The sequence below is a fragment of the Pseudomonas sp. LBUM1648 genome, assembly GCF_059716145.1.
In genome coordinates this window covers 2,800,622-2,820,437 of the sequence record NZ_CP166808.1, presented here as the reverse complement: position 1 = coordinate 2,820,437, position 19,816 = coordinate 2,800,622, and the positions used below count along the sequence as shown (strand labels likewise).

General features: G+C 57.6%; 23 protein-coding genes and 1 pseudogene. 14 read left to right on the top strand and 10 right to left on the bottom strand.

Annotation, left to right across the window (positions count from 1 at the left end; all coding sequences use genetic code 11):
- Nucleotides 1–332 precede the first annotated feature (332 nt).
- Nucleotides 333–1,232 (top strand): LysR family transcriptional regulator, encoded by a 900-nt coding sequence (locus ACA043_RS12995; protein ID WP_401265108.1) that lies wholly within the window; start codon nucleotides 333–335, stop codon nucleotides 1,230–1,232.
- 24 nt (nucleotides 1,233–1,256) lie between these two features.
- Here ACA043_RS12995 and ACA043_RS12990 read toward each other — a convergent pair whose 3' ends face one another.
- Both ACA043_RS12990 and ACA043_RS12985 read right to left on the bottom strand, forming a co-directional pair.
- The gene (locus ACA043_RS12990; protein ID WP_401265109.1) at nucleotides 1,257–2,006 is read right to left on the bottom strand and encodes an SDR family NAD(P)-dependent oxidoreductase; all 750 of its coding nucleotides are present in this window, start codon (nucleotides 2,004–2,006) and stop codon (nucleotides 1,257–1,259) included.
- Nucleotides 2,007–2,230: 224 nt separating this feature from the next.
- Nucleotides 2,231–2,983 carry a 3-oxoacyl-ACP reductase family protein gene (locus ACA043_RS12985; protein ID WP_489881197.1) on the bottom strand — a complete coding sequence of 251 codons (753 nt, stop codon included), beginning with the start codon at nucleotides 2,981–2,983 and terminating at the stop codon, nucleotides 2,231–2,233.
- Between the two features lie 107 nt (nucleotides 2,984–3,090).
- Here ACA043_RS12985 and ACA043_RS12980 point away from each other — a divergent pair, with 107 nt between their 5' ends.
- Both ACA043_RS12980 and ACA043_RS12975 read left to right on the top strand, forming a co-directional pair.
- On the top strand, nucleotides 3,091–4,020 hold the full coding sequence (locus ACA043_RS12980; RefSeq protein ID WP_497659399.1) for a LysR family transcriptional regulator: 930 nt from the start codon (nucleotides 3,091–3,093) through the stop codon (nucleotides 4,018–4,020).
- Between the two features lie 106 nt (nucleotides 4,021–4,126).
- Entirely contained in the window at nucleotides 4,127–4,603 is a 477-nt protein-coding gene (locus ACA043_RS12975) for a thiol-disulfide oxidoreductase DCC family protein (RefSeq protein WP_489881199.1), read from the top strand.
- On the opposite strand, the gene ACA043_RS12970 is transcribed toward ACA043_RS12975, so the two are convergent.
- The 5 genes from ACA043_RS12970 to ACA043_RS12950 all read right to left on the bottom strand — a co-directional run bounded on the left by ACA043_RS12970 (nucleotide 4,587) and on the right by ACA043_RS12950 (nucleotide 8,918).
- The gene (locus ACA043_RS12970) at nucleotides 4,587–5,078 is read right to left on the bottom strand and encodes a DUF2269 family protein (RefSeq protein WP_187678684.1); all 492 of its coding nucleotides are present in this window, start codon (nucleotides 5,076–5,078) and stop codon (nucleotides 4,587–4,589) included. The two genes, ACA043_RS12975 and ACA043_RS12970, sit on opposite strands and share 17 nt — an antisense overlap.
- A 2-nt stretch (nucleotides 5,079–5,080) precedes the next feature.
- Entirely contained in the window at nucleotides 5,081–6,208 is a 1,128-nt protein-coding gene (locus ACA043_RS12965; protein WP_497659398.1) for a saccharopine dehydrogenase family protein, read from the bottom strand.
- Nucleotides 6,209–6,331: 123 nt separating this feature from the next.
- Nucleotides 6,332–6,640 carry a putative quinol monooxygenase gene (locus ACA043_RS12960; RefSeq protein WP_187678686.1) on the bottom strand — a complete coding sequence of 103 codons (309 nt, stop codon included), beginning with the start codon at nucleotides 6,638–6,640 and terminating at the stop codon, nucleotides 6,332–6,334.
- Nucleotides 6,641–6,669: 29 nt separating this feature from the next.
- Nucleotides 6,670–7,854: an L-dopachrome tautomerase-related protein gene (locus ACA043_RS12955; RefSeq protein WP_497659397.1), complete on the bottom strand. Its 1,185-nt coding sequence runs from the start codon at nucleotides 7,852–7,854 to the stop codon at nucleotides 6,670–6,672.
- Nucleotides 7,855–7,910: 56 nt separating this feature from the next.
- Nucleotides 7,911–8,918: a zinc-binding alcohol dehydrogenase family protein gene (locus ACA043_RS12950; protein ID WP_497659396.1), complete on the bottom strand. Its 1,008-nt coding sequence runs from the start codon at nucleotides 8,916–8,918 to the stop codon at nucleotides 7,911–7,913.
- Between the two features lie 110 nt (nucleotides 8,919–9,028).
- Between ACA043_RS12950 and ACA043_RS12945 the strand changes: the two genes are divergently transcribed.
- Together ACA043_RS12945 and ACA043_RS12940 are read left to right on the top strand one after the other, a co-directional pair.
- Nucleotides 9,029–9,925 carry a LysR family transcriptional regulator gene (locus ACA043_RS12945; RefSeq protein WP_489881203.1) on the top strand — a complete coding sequence of 299 codons (897 nt, stop codon included), beginning with the start codon at nucleotides 9,029–9,031 and terminating at the stop codon, nucleotides 9,923–9,925.
- Between the two features lie 69 nt (nucleotides 9,926–9,994).
- A complete protein-coding gene (locus tag ACA043_RS12940) occupies nucleotides 9,995–10,210 on the top strand; it encodes a PLD nuclease N-terminal domain-containing protein (protein WP_187678691.1) in 216 nt (71 codons plus the stop codon).
- On the opposite strand, the pseudogene ACA043_RS12935 reads toward ACA043_RS12940, so the two are convergent.
- Nucleotides 10,210–10,347, bottom strand: a pseudogene (locus ACA043_RS12935) (DNA methylase); the annotation flags it as partial. The gene ACA043_RS12940 and the pseudogene ACA043_RS12935 sit on opposite strands and share 1 nt — an antisense overlap.
- A gap of 203 nt (nucleotides 10,348–10,550) precedes the next feature.
- On the opposite strand from ACA043_RS12935, the gene ACA043_RS12930 reads away from it, so the two are divergent.
- The 5 genes from ACA043_RS12930 (at nucleotide 10,551) to ACA043_RS12910 (ending at nucleotide 13,529) form a co-directional block, all read left to right on the top strand.
- A complete protein-coding gene (locus tag ACA043_RS12930; RefSeq protein WP_497659395.1) occupies nucleotides 10,551–11,609 on the top strand; it encodes an NAD(P)/FAD-dependent oxidoreductase in 1,059 nt (352 codons plus the stop codon).
- Nucleotides 11,610–11,712: 103 nt separating this feature from the next.
- Entirely contained in the window at nucleotides 11,713–12,144 is a 432-nt protein-coding gene (locus ACA043_RS12925; RefSeq protein WP_401265137.1) for a bleomycin resistance protein, read from the top strand.
- A 61-nt stretch (nucleotides 12,145–12,205) separates the two neighbouring features.
- Nucleotides 12,206–12,691, top strand: coding sequence for a GNAT family N-acetyltransferase (locus ACA043_RS12920; protein WP_497659394.1), 486 nt, complete (start codon nucleotides 12,206–12,208; stop codon nucleotides 12,689–12,691).
- A gap of 190 nt (nucleotides 12,692–12,881) precedes the next feature.
- Nucleotides 12,882–13,043, top strand: coding sequence for a DUF2986 domain-containing protein (locus ACA043_RS12915; RefSeq protein ID WP_401265141.1), 162 nt, complete (start codon nucleotides 12,882–12,884; stop codon nucleotides 13,041–13,043).
- A gap of 30 nt (nucleotides 13,044–13,073) precedes the next feature.
- Nucleotides 13,074–13,529 carry a VOC family protein gene (locus ACA043_RS12910; RefSeq protein ID WP_497617894.1) on the top strand — a complete coding sequence of 152 codons (456 nt, stop codon included), beginning with the start codon at nucleotides 13,074–13,076 and terminating at the stop codon, nucleotides 13,527–13,529.
- A 44-nt stretch (nucleotides 13,530–13,573) separates the two neighbouring features.
- Here the strand turns inward: ACA043_RS12910 and ACA043_RS12905 are convergent, their stop codons facing one another.
- Nucleotides 13,574–14,290 (bottom strand): class I SAM-dependent methyltransferase, encoded by a 717-nt coding sequence (locus ACA043_RS12905; RefSeq protein ID WP_497659393.1) that lies wholly within the window; start codon nucleotides 14,288–14,290, stop codon nucleotides 13,574–13,576.
- A 435-nt stretch (nucleotides 14,291–14,725) separates the two neighbouring features.
- On the opposite strand from ACA043_RS12905, the gene ACA043_RS12900 reads away from it, so the two are divergent.
- Entirely contained in the window at nucleotides 14,726–15,130 is a 405-nt protein-coding gene (locus ACA043_RS12900) for a hypothetical protein (protein WP_497659392.1), read from the top strand.
- 351 nt (nucleotides 15,131–15,481) lie between these two features.
- Here the strand turns inward: ACA043_RS12900 and ACA043_RS12895 are convergent, their stop codons facing one another.
- The gene (locus ACA043_RS12895) at nucleotides 15,482–15,667 is read right to left on the bottom strand and encodes a hypothetical protein (protein ID WP_497659391.1); all 186 of its coding nucleotides are present in this window, start codon (nucleotides 15,665–15,667) and stop codon (nucleotides 15,482–15,484) included.
- 171 nt (nucleotides 15,668–15,838) lie between these two features.
- Between ACA043_RS12895 and ACA043_RS12890 the strand changes: the two genes are divergently transcribed.
- From ACA043_RS12890 to ACA043_RS12880, 3 genes are all read left to right on the top strand, one after another.
- Entirely contained in the window at nucleotides 15,839–16,306 is a 468-nt protein-coding gene (locus ACA043_RS12890) for a metallophosphoesterase family protein (protein ID WP_497659390.1), read from the top strand.
- Between the two features lie 100 nt (nucleotides 16,307–16,406).
- Nucleotides 16,407–17,177: a methanethiol S-methyltransferase gene (gene mddA / locus ACA043_RS12885; protein WP_497659389.1), complete on the top strand. Its 771-nt coding sequence runs from the start codon at nucleotides 16,407–16,409 to the stop codon at nucleotides 17,175–17,177.
- A gap of 151 nt (nucleotides 17,178–17,328) precedes the next feature.
- A complete protein-coding gene (locus ACA043_RS12880) occupies nucleotides 17,329–19,713 on the top strand; it encodes a DUF3772 domain-containing protein (protein WP_497659388.1) in 2,385 nt (794 codons plus the stop codon).
- Nucleotides 19,714–19,816 lie beyond the last annotated feature (103 nt).

Sequence of the window (19,816 nt, the reverse complement as noted above, 5' to 3'; positions counted from 1 at the left end):
AGTTCAAACCAATGGTTGCTGTTGCCCCTCGTGGCCGAGAGCGATGCCGAGGCGCGCATGCGGCGATGCCAGTCTGGGTCAGCCCTAAGCTATCCTTCACGCAGAGATGCCGAGCCTCCCAGCCATGGCGCTTCAGCTTGTATCTGCTGCGCGACATCGCCGTATTCATTGCATCCGGCGCCGCTGGACTGGCCTTCTCGTGGGGGGCTCTGCGGGGACGGCGGTCGTTCAAGCGCTTGCGCGCAAAGTTCTAGCGCCTCTTTTAAAAAGCACTCACTCTTGATCGGTCGAATATTCAAGCGACTGAACTCAACCACTGGGCATCACCAAACATGAACCAACTGTTAGCCATTCGTGTGTTTGCCCGGGTCGTCGAAGCGGGATCATTTGTAAAGGCTGCGGACTCTTTGGAGATGCCTAAAGCGACCGTAAGCAAGTTGATTCAAGACCTCGAAAGTTTTTTGCGGGTGCGCCTGCTCCAACGCACCACGCGCAGTGTGACCGTCACCGTCGAGGGGGCCAAATATTACGAACAGACCGCTCGAATCATTCGCGATCTTGAAGAGATCGATTCCTGCCTTCAAAGCACGCGACTCAATCCTAGCGGCACCCTTCATGTCGATGTAGGTGGTTCCGTGGCCACTTCGTTGATCATTCCGGCCTTGCCGGCGTTTTTTGCGCGATTTCCCGATATCAAGATCGACCTTGGCGTGAGCGACCGGCATGTCGACTTGATCAGTGAGAACGTCGACTGTGTGATTCGCGGTGGCGCCCTCCGGGAGCAGTCATTGGCGGCAAGGTTCCTGGGCGAGGCTTCTTGGACCACCTGTGCCTCACCGACCTACTTGCAGCGATTGGGTAAGCCTGCTCACCCGTCGGAGCTGGAGAAGGAGCATCGCCTTGTCAGTTATCAATCGGCGCGCACCCGTCGAGCGGTCCCGGCAGTGTTTCAGCGCGGCGAAGAGAACATTGAGGTAATCGGCAACAGTGCGTTGAGTGTCAATGAAAGCAACGCGCACATTGCTGCTGGACTGGCGGGGCTGGGTGTAATCCATACGTTCAGTTATTCCGTGCAGTCTTATATCGAGACCGGCGCATTGGTGGCCATCCTGCAAGACTGGCGTCCAGCCCCCTACCCCTTTCATGTCGCCTATCCGCCGAACCGCAACCTCAGCCACCGGGTCCGTGTGTTCATCGACTGGCTGGTGGAGCACTTTTCCACGTTGCAGTGATCGCTCCACGCAGGCTATGCGCAATCAGATTTGTGCAGCACCACCGTCGACGAACAATTCGATACCGTTGATAAAGCTGCTGTCATCGGAAGCCAGGAACAACACGGCCTTGGCGACTTCTTTCGGATCACCCAGACGCCCCATCGGCACAAGGCTGGCCAGATGCGCGTGCAGACCGTCAACCTGTTCTGCCGGTACCAGGCCTGCCAGACCGGGCGTGGCGACCGGGCCAGGGCTGATGGCATTCACACGAATGTTGCGCGGTTTCAGATCCAGCAGCCAAGAGCGGGCGAAGTTGCGCACAGCGGCTTTACTCGCGCTGTAGACGCTGAAGTTTTCGGTGCCTTGGCTGGCAGTGGTCGACGCCGTCAGGATCACCGAGCCACCGTCTTTGAGCAGCGGCAACGCCTTCTGTACGGTAAAGAGCAGGCCTTTGACGTTAACGCTGAAGATGCGGTCGAAATGCTCTTCGGTGATCGACCCCAGGGGCAACATGTCGCCACCACCGGCATTGGCAAAGACGATATCGAGGTGGCCGGCCTGCGCCGCAATGACCGAGAAAACGTTATCCAGATCAGCCAGATTGGCCACATCGCCCTTGATACCGAATGCCTTGTCGCCAATCAGGGCGACCGCTGCATCCAGCTCGGCCTGACGGCGACCGGTGATGAAAACCGTTGCACCCTGTGCTGCAAACTCCTGCGCGGAGGCCAGGCCGATACCTGTGGTGCCGCCGGTAACCAGTGCAACTTTACCTGCCAGTTTATTGCTCATCTGTAATGCTCCGAGTGACTGCGTAGTGGGGTTTCAGTTCGGTATTTCGAACCAGTGAATCCACTCTATGCCTGCCGATTGCACAGAAAAACCGGGTAAATCCGATTTGTCTATCCATCCACCTGGATAATTAAATCGGTGTATCCATTAGATAACGGCTCGAATCTTCATTCGGAAAAACAAAAAACGCACCCGAAGGTGCGCCTTGATGCGATCCAACAGGATCAAGCGGTGAAACCACCGTCGGCGACGATGTCGGCGCCCGTGACAAAAGACGCTTCAGGGCCGGCAAGGAACGCCACCACACTGGCAATTTCCGCAGACTGACCATAACGACCAAGCGCAATGCCAGGCTTGACGATGTCGCTCACCGGGCCGCCATCGGGGTTCATATCGGTATCGGTCGGGCCGGGATGAACGGTGTTGACCGTGATGCCTTTCGGCCCGAGGTCACGTACGAGGCTGCGATTGAATCCAGTGATCGCGCCTTTGGTCAGGGTGTAGAGGGAGGCTGTCGGGAACGCCGCATAACGGGTCATGGACGAGCCGATATGGATAATCCGGCCGCCTTCCTTCATGAAACGAACCGCTTCCTGGGTGGCGACGAATACGCCGGTGACGTTAACGGCGATCATGCGCTCGTAGGTGTCGAACTCGATGCCCTCGATCGGGCCGCCCAAGGCGAGGCCAGCGTTGTTGACCAGAATGTCGATACGGCCAAACGCCTCAACGGTTTGTGCCACCGCAGCCCGCACGGCGGCGGGTTCACCAGCATCTGCCAGGATCGCCATGGCACGCCCACCGTCATTGGTAATTGCCTCCACGACTTCCTGTGCCTTGGCCGGCGACGCACTGTAGGTCAGCGCAACGCACGCACCGTCAGCGGCCAGACGCTTGGCCACAGCGGCACCAATCGAACGGGAACCGCCGGTAACCAAGGCGACTTTTCCAGCGAGAGGGAGAGTTTGAATGGACATGAACATTTCACTCTTGAGTTAAGGTGAAATCATCATGGCCCCGTGATGATCAATTGATTAGAGTGCAATGACTCACATCATTTTCAAGCATTGCTATCAGGTGATCCATGGAAACACTGGCCAATCTGGAGTGCTTCGTCCGTAGCGCCGAGACCGGCAGCTTCTCGGCCACCGCACGGCAGCTCGCGCTGACCCCGGCAGCGGTCAGTCGGAATGTGGCCATGCTTGAGCGCAACATGGGCGTGCGCTTGTTCCATCGTTCCACTCGCAAGCTGACGCTGACTGAAGCCGGAGAGCACTTTCTCGCGTCTATCGGCAGCAACCTCGATGCTTTGCAAAACGCCATCAGCGCTGTCGCAACGGATCAGGGTGAGCCGGCTGGATTGCTGAAAGTGAGCATGGCGCCCACCTTCGGCATCAGTCAGGTGCTGCCGCTGCTGCCGGAGTTTTTGGCCAGGTACCCAAGGATTCATCCTGAATGGCATTTCGAGAACAGGCAAGTCGATCTGATCGCCGAGGGATTCGACGTGGCTATCGGCGGTGGGTTCGAATTGGCTCAAGGCGTGATCTCACGCCCGCTGTCCCCGGCGCATGTCATCGCTGTCGCGTCACCCGAGTTTATGCGCGGAAAAACGCCCCCTTCCGACCCTCAAGCACTTGAGTCTTTCGAAGGGATTGTCATGCGGTCTGGCCGGACAGGCAGAGTCAGGCACTGGAGCATGCGTAATAAGGAAGGTCTGGAAATGGCGGCTCGCGTCAGGGACTCCCTCATCGTCAACGATCCTGCGGCCGCGCGCGAAGCGGCGTTGCTGGGGTTGGGGGTCGGCTTTCTCGCAATCCCGGATGTGCTCAGTTGGATAGAACGCGGAGACCTGGTGCGATTAGTCCCTGACTGGTACGCCGATGCGGGAACCATTTCCATGTACTTTGCCACCCGTACCCTTATGCCAGCCAAGACCCGGGCGTTTATCGACTTCGTCAGCGAGGTTTTTGAACAGCGACAACTTGCCCGGCAGTTTTCAGGCCGTAACGGCTGACGTTTCTGCGCACCTTCTTCCATCGATCAACAATCGTCCAAAAGCAGACGTCAAACCTGTCACGCGGTTATGATCCCGAACACCCGGCCTCCATGGACTCACGCTGATGCCAAGTTCACAAACCCGCCCTACCCCCGCGCCACTGCTCAAGCCAGGCGAAACAGTGGTGCTGTTCGACGGCGTGTGCAAGCTGTGCAATGGCTGGGCACGGTTTCTGATTCGGCATGATCATCAGCGGCGTGTGCGCTTGGCGGCAGTTCAGTCACCCGAAGGCCAGGCACTGCTGGCATGGGCGGGTTTGCCGGTGGATCAGTTCGACACCATGGCAGTGATTCGCGATCGGCAATATTGGGAACGTTCCGATGCCTTTTTCGAAGTCATCGGCCAGTTATCCGCCCGTTGGCAACCCTTGCGATTGCTGCGTGTCGTCCCGCGCAGGTTGCGCGATTGGGCCTATGACCGCATCGCGCTGAATCGTTATCGGCTCTTCGGCAAGTACGATACGTGCCTGCTGCCGAATCCTGACCACGAACAACGCTTTTTGAAAACAACGATGCCGTTCGTGGCTAAATCAGAAAACTGACCAATTGAACCGGCGTCATCTTCGTCACCATCATCAGCACTATCACAAACATCCCGGCAAAACCGGCGACGCCCATCCAGAACCACTTTCTGTACACGGCTCGATAATCTTCATTGAGCCCCGTCCCGGCCTCCCCCGCACTCGTTGCCATCACACACAGGCGTTTCTGCAAGACCAACACCGGCAGCCAAAGCGACCCGACACAAAGGAAAATGACCAGCGAGGTCAGCACCCACTCAGTAGTCATGGGCAGGCCCGAGAGCCTCATCAGCAGATAACCCGTGATGATCTGTACAAAGCCTGCCGGTGTGGTGATCCAGGCATCGAAACGCACGACCATGCGCGCGACGTGGGCGATCACCTGCGGATTGGCCGTGCGGCTCGCGGCGACCAGATAGAGGTAGGAACCCATGCCGAAGCCGAACAGGAAAATCGCCGCGATGATGTGCAGGTACTTGAGGCCCAGATAGAGCATGTTCAGTGCTGCCCGTCAGAGAAATGCACGGACAAGCTCAGGTTGTGCGGATCATTGATCGCGGCCAGGTATTCGTCGACGCTGACTTCACCCACGCAAGGTCGGGCCCCGGGTTGCGGCACGTAGCCTTGGGCCATTTTTGCCGCCAGCGCCACAGCCGCGCAGCTTGGGATTTCCGGGCCTTTGTCATTGAGTGCGGTCAGTTGCGCAGTCATGGATAGCGGTTGTCCTTCAGCGCCAATGCCCTGAACGTCGATGTACATTGCACTTTTGCCATCGCCGAAACGTTCGAACCGGGTGCCCAGCCGATGCAGTCTTGCGGCCCAAACGGTATGGTCGCGAACCAGTCCGGTCTTCAGCGCCTGCGCCAACAGAGCGTTGGCGATACCGCCCAGCTTCAACCCGGCGCCAGCCTTGAACCTCAGAGTTTGCGCGCCATAGCGGCCGGCAAAAATATCCATGTCCGGCACATCGACGTTGGCCAACAAACGGGTGCCCAGTTGCGGCATCTTGCGCAGGGTCAGATCCTGCCAACCCGATACCTCATGCACCTTACCGTCCTTCAGTTGTTTGATCGGTTTGCCTGCGTAGGCCAGAACACCTTCAATCGTCGACAGCCCCGGCATCTTTGCCGAAGAAGAAATGCCGTGTTCGATCGAGTCGATCCGTGCGAAGCGATGGCGTTGCTGATCGATGATCGCCGATGAAAGTGTCGGCACCGAACTGCAACCACTGAGGATCGCCACGCCCGCCGCTTTCGCACTGGCATCGAGAACGCCCACGGCATTGACGAAGGTTCGGCAGTCCGCCAGATCGCAATAGTTCACCCCGGCAGCGATGCAGCTTTCGGCGACCGCATAGGATTGGCCCTGAAACGGCCCGCCGGTATGAACCACCAACTGGATGTTCAATGAACGCAAAACCGAGCTGAACTCCGCTCCCATGGCATCACCGCACCAGCCTTCGGCGACCGTGCCGGGCTGGCGGTTCAACTCATCGAGCTTGCGCTGCAACTTTTGCGCATCACGCCCCGAGAGCAAAAGTTCCACACCCGGCATGACCGCCAAATGCCTGCAAACGATGCTACCGAAATTGCCGTAGCCACCGACCACCATCACCCTGAACGGCATTTAACGCTTCCCTAAATGACAGGCTGTTCTCAGCCAATTCCGACACGGACCTACCGGCGTGAAGAATATAGAGCCGAGCACCAGCAAGCCACTCAACAATTCCACGGCGCCTGCGTGGTCACGTCAGATCGAGACTTGCTCAAGAAAGATCAACTGCAACGGCTCAGCGAGCAGATCATTCGCCGCTGCAGCAAAGCGCTGGAAGTATGGCGTGGCGAAATGCGCGTCCAGCGCCGCTTGATCCTTGAATGCCTCACGCATGTAGAAGGTGCCGCGCTCGTCACGCAGTTCAAACAACACATAGTCGAGATTGCCCGGCTCTGCCCGGGTGGGCTCAACCAATGCCAACAACCCTTCTTTCAAGGCCTGCTCCTGACCCGTTCTGGCCTTGAGCACGGCAATCGAAACCAATACTTCAGCGGATGTAGTCATCATCAATTCTCCAAAATCCAAAACAGGTATTAACGGGTAGGTGCTGGCGCCGCATCGATTTTCAGGCGTAGCAGGCTGTAGGGTTTTTGCCGCTGATCCTGACCACCGCGAAACGCCGCTTGGCGGTGTAACTGGTTGGCGATGAAATAAAGATAACCGTCGGGACCGATCGATAAGGTGTCGGGCCAGAGCAGACGCGGATCGTGCACCAACGTCTGCCATTGGCCATCCGGCAGGCGCTTGCGGATCGCGTTGTGCTCGTAGTCCCCGGCATAGACAGCGCCTTCGGCATCCGCCTCCATGCCATCGGACGCGCCCTTCTCACCCAGATCCTGCACTGCGGCGGCCAGTTGCTGTTCGCTTACGCGGGTATCACGCAGCAGCGCTGTGGATACGGCATACAAATGCCGGCTCGACAGTGGCGTGAAATACAGCGTCTTGCCGTCCGCCGACAGCGCGATCCCGTCGGATGCCACGCCTAGCGGTTTGCGTTTGCCGTCAGGTCCTTCGACCGCCACTGCCAAGCCTTCAACCACCGGTACAAAAGCCGGATCAACCGAGGTTGCCGGGACGCCGCTCAAGCGGCGCATGGCACGGCCAGTGGCTATATCCATGACGATAATCGCCCCGGGGCCGCGCAAGGATGAGTCAGTGAGGTAGACCGTGCCTTCGGCGCCGGTGCGAAAGTCGAAACGCATGTCGTTGACGTAGGTACTGGGCAACATGACGTTCTCTGGAAACACCAGGCGCTTGACGACTTTGTTGCTGGCAAGGTCTACCGCCACCAGCTTCGCGCCACGCGGCTTCGGTTCAGCGAAGCCCGGCGCGGCCGTGTCGAGCAGCCAGACGCGGCCCTGCCCGTCAGCAACCACACTTTGTACGCTGATCAGACCATCGCTCGGATCGTTGGGGTTTTCCCGGTTGATCGCGGCGTTCGGATAAGCCACTACCTGGCCGTTGCGGATCTCGCCCACGGTGAACGGTACGTTGTCACCCCAACGCGGAAAGTTGACGAAGATCCGCCCGGTCTCACTGACCGTTACGCCGGTTGGCATCGCGTCGTAAAACCCATGGACCTGTTCCAGTTTGCCGAAGGATCGATCAGCGGGTGCATCCGCCGTTAAAGGAATGGCGCTGATCGCATGAGCGAGCGGCGTCGCCAACACAGCGGCCGAGACCATGGCCAACAGGACGGGAAGTTTTTTCATACGCATAACGTGCTCCTGGCGGCCGCTTTGAAGGCCCCCTCTGAATGTCTTGACGGTGCTGATCAGAACCCTTCAAGAACGATTTTTCCCCGGGCTTTGCCGCTCTCGACCAGCGCATGGGCGCGCCGCATGTTTGCTGCGTTGATCGCGCCGAAATGCTCGCCCACGGTGGTCTGCAAAACGCCCCGATCAATCAGGTCCGAGATCCGGTCAAGCAAGTGATGCTGCTCGATCATGTCCGCGGTTTCGTACAGCGAGCGGGTGAACATCAACTCCCAATGCAGCGACAACGATTTGCGCTTGAGCGGCATCACATCAAGACGCTCGGGATCGTCGATCACGCCCAGACGCCCCTGCGGCTTGAGCACTTCAATCAGCTGTAAAAAGTGTTGCTCGGTATGGGTCAGACTGGCGACATAGTCGACTTCGCAAAGGCCCAGCGCCTGCAACTGACTGAGCATCGGCTGGCTATGGTCGATGACGTGGTGCGCCCCCAATTGCTTCACCCAATCCGCCGTTTCCGGACGTGACGCCGTGCCAATCACCGTAAGGCGGGTCAACTGCCGGGCCAGTTGCACCAGCATCGAACCCACGCCGCCAGCCGCTCCCGTGATCAACAGGCACTCGCCCTCCCCTGAACCCTCAACGACACCGAGCCGCTCAAACAACAACTCCCAGGCAGTGATCGAGGTCAGTGGCAACGCGGCAGCCGCGCCTGCGCTCAAGGATTGTGGTTTGTGCCCGACAATCCGCTCATCCACCACATGCAATTCGCTGTAGCTGCCGGCGCGGGCAATCGAGCCGGCGTAGAACACTTCATCACCGGGTTGAAACAGCGTCACGTCAGAACCGACCTCGCGGACGATACCTGCCGCATCCCAGCCGAGGATTTTCGGTTCTTTGGTGAAAGTGCCAGCCCGCACCTTGGTATCGACCGGATTGACTGAAACCGCCCGCACTTCGACCAGCAGATCCCGTGGGCCGGGCACTGGCGCAGGCATCTCGATGTCCTGCAATGACTGTGGATCTTCAATGGGTAGGGCGTGCTGGGTGAAGGTGATGGCTTTCATGGAAACTCGCTGTCTGAAGGGCTGATACGTTGATATGCCGCCATCTTCGACTTCCCACGGACAAAGAAAAACCTGCAGAATGCGCCAACACTTTCACTGCAGGAGTGAAAATGATCCGCATCGATGATCTTGGTTTGTTCATCCGCAGCGCAGCGCTGGGCAGCTTTACCGCCGCGGCGCTGGAGACTGATCTGTTGCCCGGTCAGGTCGCTGCTGCCATCAAACGCCTGGAGCGCGAGCTGGACGTTCGTCTGTTCGCGCGCACTACGCGCAGCCTGAGGTTGACCGCCGAGGGCGAGCAATACCTGCCCACTGCGCACGCCGTGCTGGAGGCGTTGAAGCAAGGCAAGGAAAACCTGCGGGGTGAAAACGCCACGCTACGCGGCGTGCTGCAAGTCACCGCGCCTTCTGACTTGGGGCGCAATATTTTGCTGCCGTGGTTAACCGCATTCCGTCGTCAGCATCCGGAACTTACCCTGCGCTTTGTCCTGTCGGACCAAATGGCCGATCTGTTCCGCGATCCGGTGGATGTCGCCATTCGGTATGGCTCGAACGAAGACGCCAACTACGTGGCACTGCCTCTCGCGCCCTGGAACCACAGAGTGCTGGTGGCCTCCCCGGACTACGTGCAACGTCACGGGCAGCCAGCAACCCCCGATGAATTGTTGCAGCATGCGTGCCTGCTCTATCTGCAGGCGGGCCGGGTCTACGACAAATGGTGCCTGGGCAGGCAAACGATTCAAGTCTGCGGCCCGCTGTTCAGCGACGACGCCGATGTGGTTCGGCGCTGGGCACTGGACGGTGAAGGTATCGCTTACAAATCCTGGCTGGATGTCAGCGCGGATGTGGCGGCGGGACGGTTGATCGTGCTCCTGCCGGACTATCCCGGTGAGACCTCGCCGCTAAGCCTGGTATCTCCACATCGCAAGCAGATTTCCCCCGCGGTGTCGCAACTCTATACGTGGTTGAGCAGTCAATTTGCCGCCCTGCAACCGGTTTGCCCCTGATGCTGAACAAAAAATAAATGAACCCGTCACACCTCGCGCCGCCTAAGAAAAACCATCATGAGGTAGCCAATGCAAATCGAAACCGTGTGGATCGTACTGGCGGCAGTTCTTCTGCTGATCGAACTTTGGGCCATCAATCGGGTGCGTAAAAGTGAGGGAAAATCGAATAACAAGGGAGTTTGGATCGTGTTGATTGTGTTTGTGCCGCTGTTCGGGCTGATTGCCTGGGCGATCGCTGGTCCCAAACACATCAGCCAGAATACGGCATCGCATCCCGGTCGCTGAAAAAGCACCGCGCCGGCTTCACGCATAAGAATCTCGATGGTCTTCGGACCAATCCCGTCAAACTCCGCCAGGCGCGTCTCGAACGCTTGGCGGTCTGCGCTCGCCGCAACAATATTGCAGACCTTTCCCACGTACTCATTGATTGAGCTTGTGGGCCAAGAAAAACATGCCGGGCTTTTTTTGCGTTAATTTCACTAGCACAATCGATTCAATGTCGGAGCGAGCTTGCTCGCGAAGAGGCCGGCACTTCCAGCCTCAACATCGACTGACCCACCACATTCGCGAGCAAGCCCGCGCGCACCTGTAGTACCGTCACCTCCTCGACAACAAGGAGGTTGCTATGGGACACGCAGCAAGCAAACGCATCGTGGTGATTGGCGCGGGAATCGTTGGCGCGTCACTGGCATATCACCTGGCAGGTAAAGGGGCGGATGTGACTTTGATCGAGGCCGGAGAGATTGCGTGCGGTGCAACGGGGCACTCATTCGGCTGGATCAACGCGACCTGCGCCGGACCAGATCCCATTGCGCTACTGCGGAGTGCGGCGATCAGCGAGTACCGTCGGCTCGAAAGCGAGTTACCTTCCTTGCAAGTCCGCTGGACCGGAGCGCTGTCTTACGGCGCAGTTATTGACGACCTTTCGCGCTCTTCTGCAAACCTGTTGCCGCGCGCAAAGATTCTCGAGCGCGAACCGAACCTGAAGCATCCCCCGCTACAAGCGCTGTTTGCCGCTGAAGAAGGTGCGCTCGACCCTTCACAAGCGACCCACGCGCTGATCGCCGGCGCTCAGGCCTTTGGCGCAAAAATCATCACACAGACTCGCGTGCATGGCTTCGCAATCCGCGACGCCCAGTTAACAGGCGTGGAAACCGCAACCGGGAGCATTGATGCCGATACCGTCGTCATCGCCGCAGGCACCGGCACTCCCTTGTTGACCAACCTGCTGAACGCATCACTGCCTATAGAAGCCGCGCCGGTGATTCTCATCCGCTACACGACCCAACCCGATCTCGTGAACGGCATCATCTCCAACCCGCAATTGGAGGTGCGCCACAGCGCGGATGGTGCGTTGCTGGCAGCGGAAGATTATCTGGACGACACGCCACAAAACCGGCCGGAAGTAATTGCGCTGCGAACAGCCGAAGCCATTCAAAGCGAACTTCACGGCGTTTTTTCCATCGCGCCACAGTCAGCCTGTGTCGGCCTCAAACCCGTCACTGTCGATGGCCTGCCGATTGTCGGCTACCTGCCGAATATCGAGGGTGCCTACGTCTGCTCAATCCATCCGGGCGTCACGCTGGCGGCGATTGTGGGTCGTCTTGTGAGTGAGGAGATCATCGATGGCAAATCTGCAGCAGCGCTCAATGCCTGTCGGCCGGAGCGATTTCTGAAAATTTAAGCGGCGATTGGTTTAAATGTCTCGATTGCGGATCTGACGTCCGCTGTGAGATTCAACTGAAAGACTCAGATAACGGACTCCCCCTCGTAACGGAAGACACCTCATGTTAGAACGCAACACACTGGTACCTGAATTAATGGTCACCCAATTGGAGGCCAGCCTGGCCTTTTGGGTGTCTTGTCTAGGGTTCAATATTGCGTACCAACGCCTCGAAGAGGGCTTCGCTTACCTGGACCTCAATGGCGCTCAAGTCATGCTGGAACAGATTGATCCGCACGCCAATCAATGGCTGACCGCTGCGCTGGACAAACCTTTTGGCAGAGGCATCAACCTACAGATTGACGTAGAAGCTGTCGCGCCAGTCATTCGCAGACTTGAAGAGGCGGGTTTTGCACTTTACAGAGCCTGCCAGGACACCTGGTATCGGGCGGACAAGGTAGAAGTGGGTCAACGCGAATTCATCGTTCAGGACCCTGACGGTTATCTTGTAAGGTTGGTAGAGCGTTTGGGTGAGCGGCCAGTCAGTTCAATCTGATGGCTCGCCATTGCCTCCCACAATTCCACTAACCTCATCACACTCAAGGACACTAACCTTCATGGATGAAACCATCACTTACCGAGTCGCAACCGCCGCCGATGCACTGACCCTGTGCGAGCTGGGCCAATTGCTCAACGCGGTGCATAACGCTGCCCGCCCCGACATTTACGCCGCCGCCACCGAAGACTTTGCCCGCGACCTGCCGCACTGGTCAGGGGTGTTCGAGAACCCGGATCAGGTCGCCTTCATTGCGCACATCAGCGATCAGGCCGCAGCGTTCATTACGGCTACCCTGTCGTCTAGCAAACCGCCGCTGATGCAGCCGCAAAAAGTCGTTCGTATCGGATCGGTGTGTGTGGCCGAGCAGTTTTCTGGCAAAGGCATCGGTCGCGCATTGATTCAGCGCGTCAGAGACTGGGCGGTTGAACATGACGCACAGGATTTGCGGTTGACGGTCTGGCCGTTCAACGAACGCGCGGCGCGGATGTACGCGGAATTTGGTTTCGAGGAGCGCGCCGTCGAGATGGGCATGCGTCTGGCATGAAGCGCCAAACCCGACTGCGCACGTGACCTGGCGGGGCGATTGCCTGAGAATTCTAGCCATTGTCCCGATTCCCGCCTACCATGCGCACAATTCGTATTACGGCGGCTGAGACGCCGTGCAACCAGCTAACAATACCTAAGCTGTTTGCCTGAACCACTGCCCTCCCGCACGAAAAAATTGAGTGAAAAAAATGAACCGTCAGAAAAAACTGCAGCAGTTGTTCAAGGAAAAAGCCAAAAAGGCCAGCGCGAAACTCGCGCCGAAAAAGCCCAAATACATCAGCAAGGCTGATCGGGCCAAGCTGGAGGCTGAGGCGGCAACTTCGACCGGGAGCCCCGCGACCACTGATTAATCCGGACACTGCATCAGCGGGAGGCATTCAATGGATCTGAAGTTCAGTCACGTCGATGTGCTGGTCAACCATCTCGAGGACGCGTGTGCCTACTACGCGCAGATCCTCAAAGCCAATATCTCCAAAACCCAGACATGGCAACGCGGTGGCCTGCATGTGCGCTACGCCGTCGCGATGATCGGACAAGAGCGTTTCATGCTGGTGCAACCGCTGGAAGGGAACTTGAAGACGCTGCTCGATACCGTCGGCGAAGGAATGATTTACCGTCACTGCTACACCACACCGGACATCGAGAAAGCTTATGACGACCTGCTGATCGCCGGTGTGCAGCCTGAAGATGAAAATGGCAATCCATTGACACGCCAACACCTGCAATCCCCTTCCGGGACACGGATTATCTGGCTGCCGAAACGCTTCGGTCACTTCTCTATTGAAATTCTGGAAGAACAATCACTGGAAGCGTTCATTGAAACTGCGTTTGCTTGAGTGATGAACAACTCCCGGGATTGGGCGAGCGCCTCCGTCCTTTCTCAAAGCGTCTTACCTGCCAGCCACGCCCCCCAAAACAGACTGCTGAAAAACCGTATCGCCTCACCAAATCCAGCCTCGCACAACAGCGCCTGAACCGCCGCCTCCGAATGTGGCGGATCGGCACCCTGAAGAATCTTGCCAAGCTTGGCCTGCACCTCATCCGCACTGGCACCCTGCTGCCGCCACCGCTGCCCCCATGCCGCCAGCAATAACGGTTGGCTGGCATAAGCGTATTGGTTGCCCGCGACGATCAGCGGCGCACCTGGTTTCAGGCGAGCCTGAATCGATTGCAGGATTGCTCGTTTGGGTTCCTCGCCATTCAGATGATGGAGCACGCCGATCAACGTCGCCGCGTCGAATGACTCATCAGCCGGCAAGTCATCGACATGCCCGAGATGCACATCCGTTCTGTGCAGCAAATCATTGGCCTGCAAATGCTGCGTCGCGGCCTCCAGCATTGGCTCGGAAGGATCAACCGCCGTGAAGCGCCAGCTCGGCTCCAGCGCGGCCATCGCAATGATTTCCTGCGCTGTACCGCCAGCGCCGACGACCAGTATTTTGGCCGAGGGCGAGGCGCCGAGGCTGGCCGCCAGCATGCACGCCGCCAGATCGTGGCATGCGTCATAACCCGCCAGTGCAATGCGGCTTTGCCTGGCGTATTCGTTGGCGCGGGAGGTGTCGAATTTATCGACGGGGTTGGGGGCGGATGAGTTCAATGGGCGATTCTCCTTGTCTTTGCAGCAAGGTACGCCGTGGTGTGGGATAAGAAAAATTCAATGATTTCATGTGGTGCATTCCTGTCGGGAATGCGGAACTGGAGTCCTGGCTTACTTCTTCGAGTATCGATGGCGTCTTGATACCTGCCACTCAATCCCAGTGATCGGGTTCAGTAGCCCATGGGAAATGAAAGTGCATAAGCGTCTCTAAATCAGATTTTTATAGACCTTTTCAACCGTCCGCTTTCGGCCATTAGCGGACGCTGCCAAACCGCGACAGAGACAACACGAAAACTATTATAGGTTCCATCGCACAGCCCCTTGCGACCACCCCAACTTTCCGTAAGCATCACCCCGAGTCTGCTGATACCCTTGCTCATAGTGGCGGCCAATTTTGCGTCCGTGAAATTCGACGGAATACCAAAGGAGTAAATAGTGGACCTTTTTGAAGAAGACAAGCGTTTGACTCTCAAACCGGTGAGGGCATTCAGAGACTTGCTGCTGAAAGCCTTCGCCACTGGGCCATGCACTTGTATCCGATGTCGCGAAACCAACGGCAGTCAGATGGACTACAAGTACCTGCACACGTTTGAGATCGATGGAGTTGTGTTCAACCGCCGCTTTGCTATTTCTGCATATTCTGACGTGCGGGGCGCTCTGTCCAAGTCATGGGAGGCATACTTCAAAACTGAATTACCTGAGGGCGGACCAGCCGATATGGAAGCCATTTCAGTCTTGGTGCAAGGAGAGGCTGCCAGCTTTTTACGGCCCATGCTCTACGCAGCTGATGTGGTAAGGGATATCGAAGGCGTTCCACACTTTTCCGCAGGAGCGTTTTAATGGGTGCCAACTAACACCCGGAAGAAACCAGCCATGCAGATCGCGCGCTCGACATGCACCATCATGGCCTACTAATTGAACAGCACCGGAAGTGCGTTAGCAACGTTCCTTTACCCTGCAAAATGGATATGGATCGTTCGTCGCGTGGTCTAGCTGAAACATGGGCCTAGCAAGTCTGTACGACAGTCATAGCGTCATCACTCAGACCGGGCAATTACTGTTTGCTCTATGCTATTGGCTGCCCTCGTCGAAGGGCAGCTATGGGTCGAAAGCCGTCCTTCGGGATTGACTGCTTATGGCCGATTGGTGCCTGCCGCGATGGGCAGTTATCGACCCATGACAGACATGAATTCACAGGCCACTGGTATAGATAAGCACGGTTATGAACGCTGCGAATGGAGATAGCAGAATCAGCCCGCCGACTACGACTGCCCAGCCCCAGGCAAAACCACTCTCACCCTTGAAACGGCCGCCACTCAGCAAGCCCAGAACAAACACGCCAATGCGATGCGCTATCAAATCGATAACTAAGTCCATTAACCCTTTCTCGTTGTCGGTTTTCCCAGAAACGTCAGAGCGTCCCCCAAGTAATCGTTTGCAACACCGTCCTGTACTGCGGCGTACTGTCGTTTGGAGCGTGGAGATGATGAAAATAGCGTCCGTTTTTTGCCGAAAGTGTCCCCATCCCAACCCTGCTAATCTGCCCCCATGAAAACCGCCATCATCTCCGACACCCACGGCCTCCTGCGCCCCGAAGCCCTCGCCGCCCTTCAAGGCTGCGACCTCATCATCCACGCTGGCGACATCGGCAGTCCGGACATCCTTGCACAACTCGCCGACATCGCCCCTGTCCATGCCGTGCGCGGTAACAACGATTTGAGCCTGCCCTTCGCCGCCGACCTCCCTGACAAACTCAACTTCGAGTTGAGCGGCTGGAAAGCTCTGCTGATTCACGATATCGCCGATGTCCCGGCCCATCTTGATAGCGACATCAGACTGGTGATCACCGGTCATTCGCACAAACCTGATATCCAGTGGCGCGGCGAGCGGCTTTATCTGAATCCGGGCAGTGCCGGCCGGCGGCGGTTCAAGTTACCGGTCACGTTGGCGTTGCTGGATGTCTGCGCTGATTCCCTCGCACCAGGACTGGTGCATCTGCTCGACCCTGGTGCCTGAGCGCTGTTTCGGGATACCTCTGCTATGTTTAAAGATCACCCAATCAATTCTTCCCCTGGTGCGAGTCTGCAGTCCACGCCATGATCAAGACACATCGCTCATGAACACCCAGCCTGTCTCGAAAACCCGCCCCAGCAACCCGGCCATTCAGCTGCTGTATGTGCTTTACAGCTTGACGTGTTACTCCATTTTTCTCTTCACAATCCTGTACTTGATCGGTTTTCTTGGAAGATGGTTGGTTCCAAAGCACATCGACTCCGGGGAACCTCAAGATGTCGTTTTCGCGATACTCGTCGATATTGCCCTCATCACTCTGTTCGGCCTACAGCACAGTGTGATGGCGAGAAAAGGCTTTAAAGAAAGACTTGCCCACGTGATGCCCGCTGCCATTGAACGAGCCACTTACGTTCTCTTCAGTAGCCTCACCCTCTTGTTGCTTTTCTATTTGTGGCGACCGATTGCCGTGCCGGTGTGGAGTGCTGAATCGCCTCTGCTCAGGGTCGTGCTTTCAGGTCTGTTCTGGACAGGCTGGGGGCTCGCTCTGCTGGCAACTTTTCTGATCAGCCATTTCGAGTTGTTCGGTTTAAAACAGGCAATCAAAGCCTTTCGACAGACTCCGCCGGAAACGCCCCATTTCGTGACGCCATCGCTTTACAGAATTGTCAGACACCCGATGTATCTGGGGTTTCTGCTGGCATTCTGGGCGACGCCGGACATGACGGTTGGTCATCTTGTCTTTGCCTTGACGAGTACGGCGTACATTGTTGTTGGGGCACATCTTGAAGAAAAGGACCTGGTCAGAGCTTTCGGCGAGAGATATCTGGATTACCAACAGCGCGTTGGCATGTTGCTGCCTTTTCGTAAGAAATAACGTTCTGTAGAAGTCGAAAACGTTAACGTTCGCCAAGTGATTCGGAGTGCGGCAAGTACTCCTGCGCGCGCCGCGCCTGAAACTTTTCCTCAACCCTCGCCCCGATCACCTAACCTCATAGACTGTGTGATCAATTCGGGTCTGCCCCTCCATGCGCAACACATTGAAGTCATTGTTTTTTGTCGCGCTCACGCTGCTCGCTCCGGGCGGTTCGTCGTTGTGGGCGGCGGATCTGCCGGCGCCTTCCATAAACGCCGCCGCACCCGTCACAGTGATTTCCCAAAGTGATCTGCAAGCCCTGCAACTGCGCCTCGACGGGCTCAAGCAACAAATCTCGTCTGCCAACAATTACAACCAGCTCGAAGGGCCGCAGGATCGGGTGCAGGCGTTCATTCTGGATGTTGATCGGTTGTCGGCGTCGTTGTTGCCGCAGCAGGCGCAACTGGCGGTGCAATTGGGTGTGTTGGGGGCGGCGCCGGATACCGGGGTGGCGTCTGAGCAGGCGGATATCATTGCGCAGCGGGCATCGCTGGCAGAACAAAAGAACAAGGTTGATGCGACGCTGAAGAATCTGGCGGCGTTGAAGCAGAGCGCGGCGGATCTGATCACGCAGATTGCCGGGATCAGGCGCACGTTGCTGGAGAGTGAGCTGACGCTGCGCACCAACAGTGTGTTGAGTCCGGATTTCTGGGCGCCACTGGTCAAACCCCGGCCCGATGATCGGCAGCGTTTGAGTTTTTTTGTAGATCGGGTGGGCGATACGTGGGCCAGGGTCTGGGCGCCGGGGCAGCGTTTTTATACCAGTGTGCTGGCGTTGTTGGCGCTGGTGATCTGGACGTTCGGACGCAGGCTGGCCGAGCGTGGGCTGACGTGGGTGTGCATCCATCGCATGCCGGAGGGGCGTGTGCGCCGCAGTGCATTGGCGTTCGCTTCGGCGTTGGCGACCATTGTCACCACGGGCATTGCCCTGCAACTGCTGTTCTACGCCCTCACCCGCCACGCACCTTTGCCGCCGGTGCTGGATACGTTTTCCGAGGAGTTCGAAAAGGTTGTGTACGCCTGCGTGTTGATCACCGGGCTGAGCCGCGCGCTGCTCTCGACCAGACATCCGTCGTGGCGGCTGCCAGCGATTGCCGATCCGGTAGCGCTGGCACTGAAGCCTTACCCACGCATTCTTTCCGGCACGTTGCTGGTGCTGGTGACACTGGTGCAGGTCAGCAACGCCACCGGCATGAGCAGCCAGATCGTACTCGCCGGGCGGGGCGTGATCGCGATTGCTGTAATGGTGATCATCGTGGCAATGCTGTTGCGGGTCAGCAAAGTGCGCAAGGCAATGATTGCTGCCAACGACACATCGGCGGCGGGCAACGTGTTCGCCGGGGTGATTTACACCGTCGCCAGTGTTTCGATGTTTGTCTCGATAGCTGCGCTGCTCATCGGTTATGTGTCGCTGGCCCGATTCATTACTTATGAAGTGGTCTGGGCGTACATCGTACTGTCGGGGTTTTACTTGCTGATCCAATTCATCAAGGACGGCTGCGAATATGTGTTTTCGCCCAAACATTCGAGCGGAAAGGCGCTTAAGCAGTTGCTCGGGATTGGTGATCGGCGGCTGGATCAGATCTCGATTCTATTGTCCGGGTTCAGCCGCGCCGGGCTGTTGCTGCTGGCGGTGATTGCGCTGTTTGTCGGCGGCATCGGCACCACGCTTGGGCAACTGCTGAGCAACATCATGGCCATTCTCGGCGGCGCCGGGTTGCGCAAACTGAACATCGTCCCCGGGCATCTGCTCAATGCGGTACTGGCGTTGTTGATCGGCATCTACCTGATTCGCGCCCTGCGCCGCTGGCTGGACAACGAGTTCCTGCCCAAGACTGATATGGATCCGGGCATGTGCGCGTCGTTGAGCACGCTGTTTTCCAATATCGGTTATGCGCTGGTGATCCTGTTGACGCTGTCGTCGCTGGGGGTGCAGTGGACCAACCTGGCGTGGATCGTCAGTGCGCTGTCGGTGGGGATCGGTTTTGGTTTGCAGGAGATCGTGAAGAACTTCGTTTCGGGTCTGATTCTGCTGACCGAGCGTCCGGTGAAGGTCGGCGATTTGATCAGTATCAGTGGCGTCGAGGGTGATATCCGCCGGATCAACGTGCGAGCTACGGAGATACAGCTCAGCGACCGCTCGATTGTGATCGTGCCCAACTCGCAATTGATCTCGCAGAACTTGCGCAACGTTACGCTAGGGGGGAGCGCCCAGGGCGTGGCATCGCTTGAGTTGGTATTCCCGCTGGATATCGATCCTGAGGAGGTGAAGGAGCTGTTGCTCAACACTTATCGAGAGAACGAAAGCATCCTCGATAAACCGGCGTCGTTTGTGCGTTTCAGCAAGCTGTCGCAGGACGGGATTACGTTGACGATTACCGGCTATGTGGGTAGCCCGAGGATTGTCGGGGTGACCAAGAGTGATTTGTTATTCGAGATTCTCAAGCGGCTGGGGGCGGCGGGAATTGAGTTGGCGAAGCCGCCGGCGAGTGCCTGAAGCGGCTTTTATGTCTCGATACATCTGCGGCGTCAACGAACGACCCGGCTCGGCGCATCGATGAGATCTGCCTTGCCTCCGGCAAGCCATCCTTCGTGTATCG

Excerpts from the sequence above, each read along its gene's own strand:
- ACA043_RS12995 (WP_401265108.1), top strand. The coding sequence starts at position 333 with ATGAACCAACTGTTAGCCATTCGTGTGTTTGCCCGGGTCGTCGAAGCG.
- ACA043_RS12990 (WP_401265109.1), bottom strand. The coding sequence starts at position 2,006 with ATGAGCAATAAACTGGCAGGTAAAGTTGCACTGGTTACCGGCGGCACC.
- ACA043_RS12985 (WP_489881197.1), bottom strand. The coding sequence starts at position 2,983 with ATGTCCATTCAAACTCTCCCTCTCGCTGGAAAAGTCGCCTTGGTTACC.
- ACA043_RS12980 (WP_497659399.1), top strand. The coding sequence starts at position 3,091 with ATGGAAACACTGGCCAATCTGGAGTGCTTCGTCCGTAGCGCCGAGACC.
- ACA043_RS12975 (WP_489881199.1), top strand. The coding sequence starts at position 4,127 with ATGCCAAGTTCACAAACCCGCCCTACCCCCGCGCCACTGCTCAAGCCA.
- ACA043_RS12970 (WP_187678684.1), bottom strand. The coding sequence starts at position 5,078 with ATGCTCTATCTGGGCCTCAAGTACCTGCACATCATCGCGGCGATTTTC.
- ACA043_RS12965 (WP_497659398.1), bottom strand. The coding sequence starts at position 6,208 with ATGCCGTTCAGGGTGATGGTGGTCGGTGGCTACGGCAATTTCGGTAGC.
- ACA043_RS12960 (WP_187678686.1), bottom strand. The coding sequence starts at position 6,640 with ATGACTACATCCGCTGAAGTATTGGTTTCGATTGCCGTGCTCAAGGCC.
- ACA043_RS12955 (WP_497659397.1), bottom strand. The coding sequence starts at position 7,854 with ATGCGTATGAAAAAACTTCCCGTCCTGTTGGCCATGGTCTCGGCCGCT.
- ACA043_RS12950 (WP_497659396.1), bottom strand. The coding sequence starts at position 8,918 with ATGAAAGCCATCACCTTCACCCAGCACGCCCTACCCATTGAAGATCCA.
- ACA043_RS12945 (WP_489881203.1), top strand. The coding sequence starts at position 9,029 with ATGATCCGCATCGATGATCTTGGTTTGTTCATCCGCAGCGCAGCGCTG.
- ACA043_RS12940 (WP_187678691.1), top strand. The coding sequence starts at position 9,995 with ATGCAAATCGAAACCGTGTGGATCGTACTGGCGGCAGTTCTTCTGCTG.
- ACA043_RS12930 (WP_497659395.1), top strand. The coding sequence starts at position 10,551 with ATGGGACACGCAGCAAGCAAACGCATCGTGGTGATTGGCGCGGGAATC.
- ACA043_RS12925 (WP_401265137.1), top strand. The coding sequence starts at position 11,713 with ATGTTAGAACGCAACACACTGGTACCTGAATTAATGGTCACCCAATTG.
- ACA043_RS12920 (WP_497659394.1), top strand. The coding sequence starts at position 12,206 with ATGGATGAAACCATCACTTACCGAGTCGCAACCGCCGCCGATGCACTG.
- ACA043_RS12915 (WP_401265141.1), top strand. The coding sequence starts at position 12,882 with ATGAACCGTCAGAAAAAACTGCAGCAGTTGTTCAAGGAAAAAGCCAAA.
- ACA043_RS12910 (WP_497617894.1), top strand. The coding sequence starts at position 13,074 with ATGGATCTGAAGTTCAGTCACGTCGATGTGCTGGTCAACCATCTCGAG.
- ACA043_RS12895 (WP_497659391.1), bottom strand. The coding sequence starts at position 15,667 with ATGGACTTAGTTATCGATTTGATAGCGCATCGCATTGGCGTGTTTGTT.
- ACA043_RS12890 (WP_497659390.1), top strand. The coding sequence starts at position 15,839 with ATGAAAACCGCCATCATCTCCGACACCCACGGCCTCCTGCGCCCCGAA.
- mddA (WP_497659389.1), top strand. The coding sequence starts at position 16,407 with ATGAACACCCAGCCTGTCTCGAAAACCCGCCCCAGCAACCCGGCCATT.
- ACA043_RS12880 (WP_497659388.1), top strand. The coding sequence starts at position 17,329 with ATGCGCAACACATTGAAGTCATTGTTTTTTGTCGCGCTCACGCTGCTC.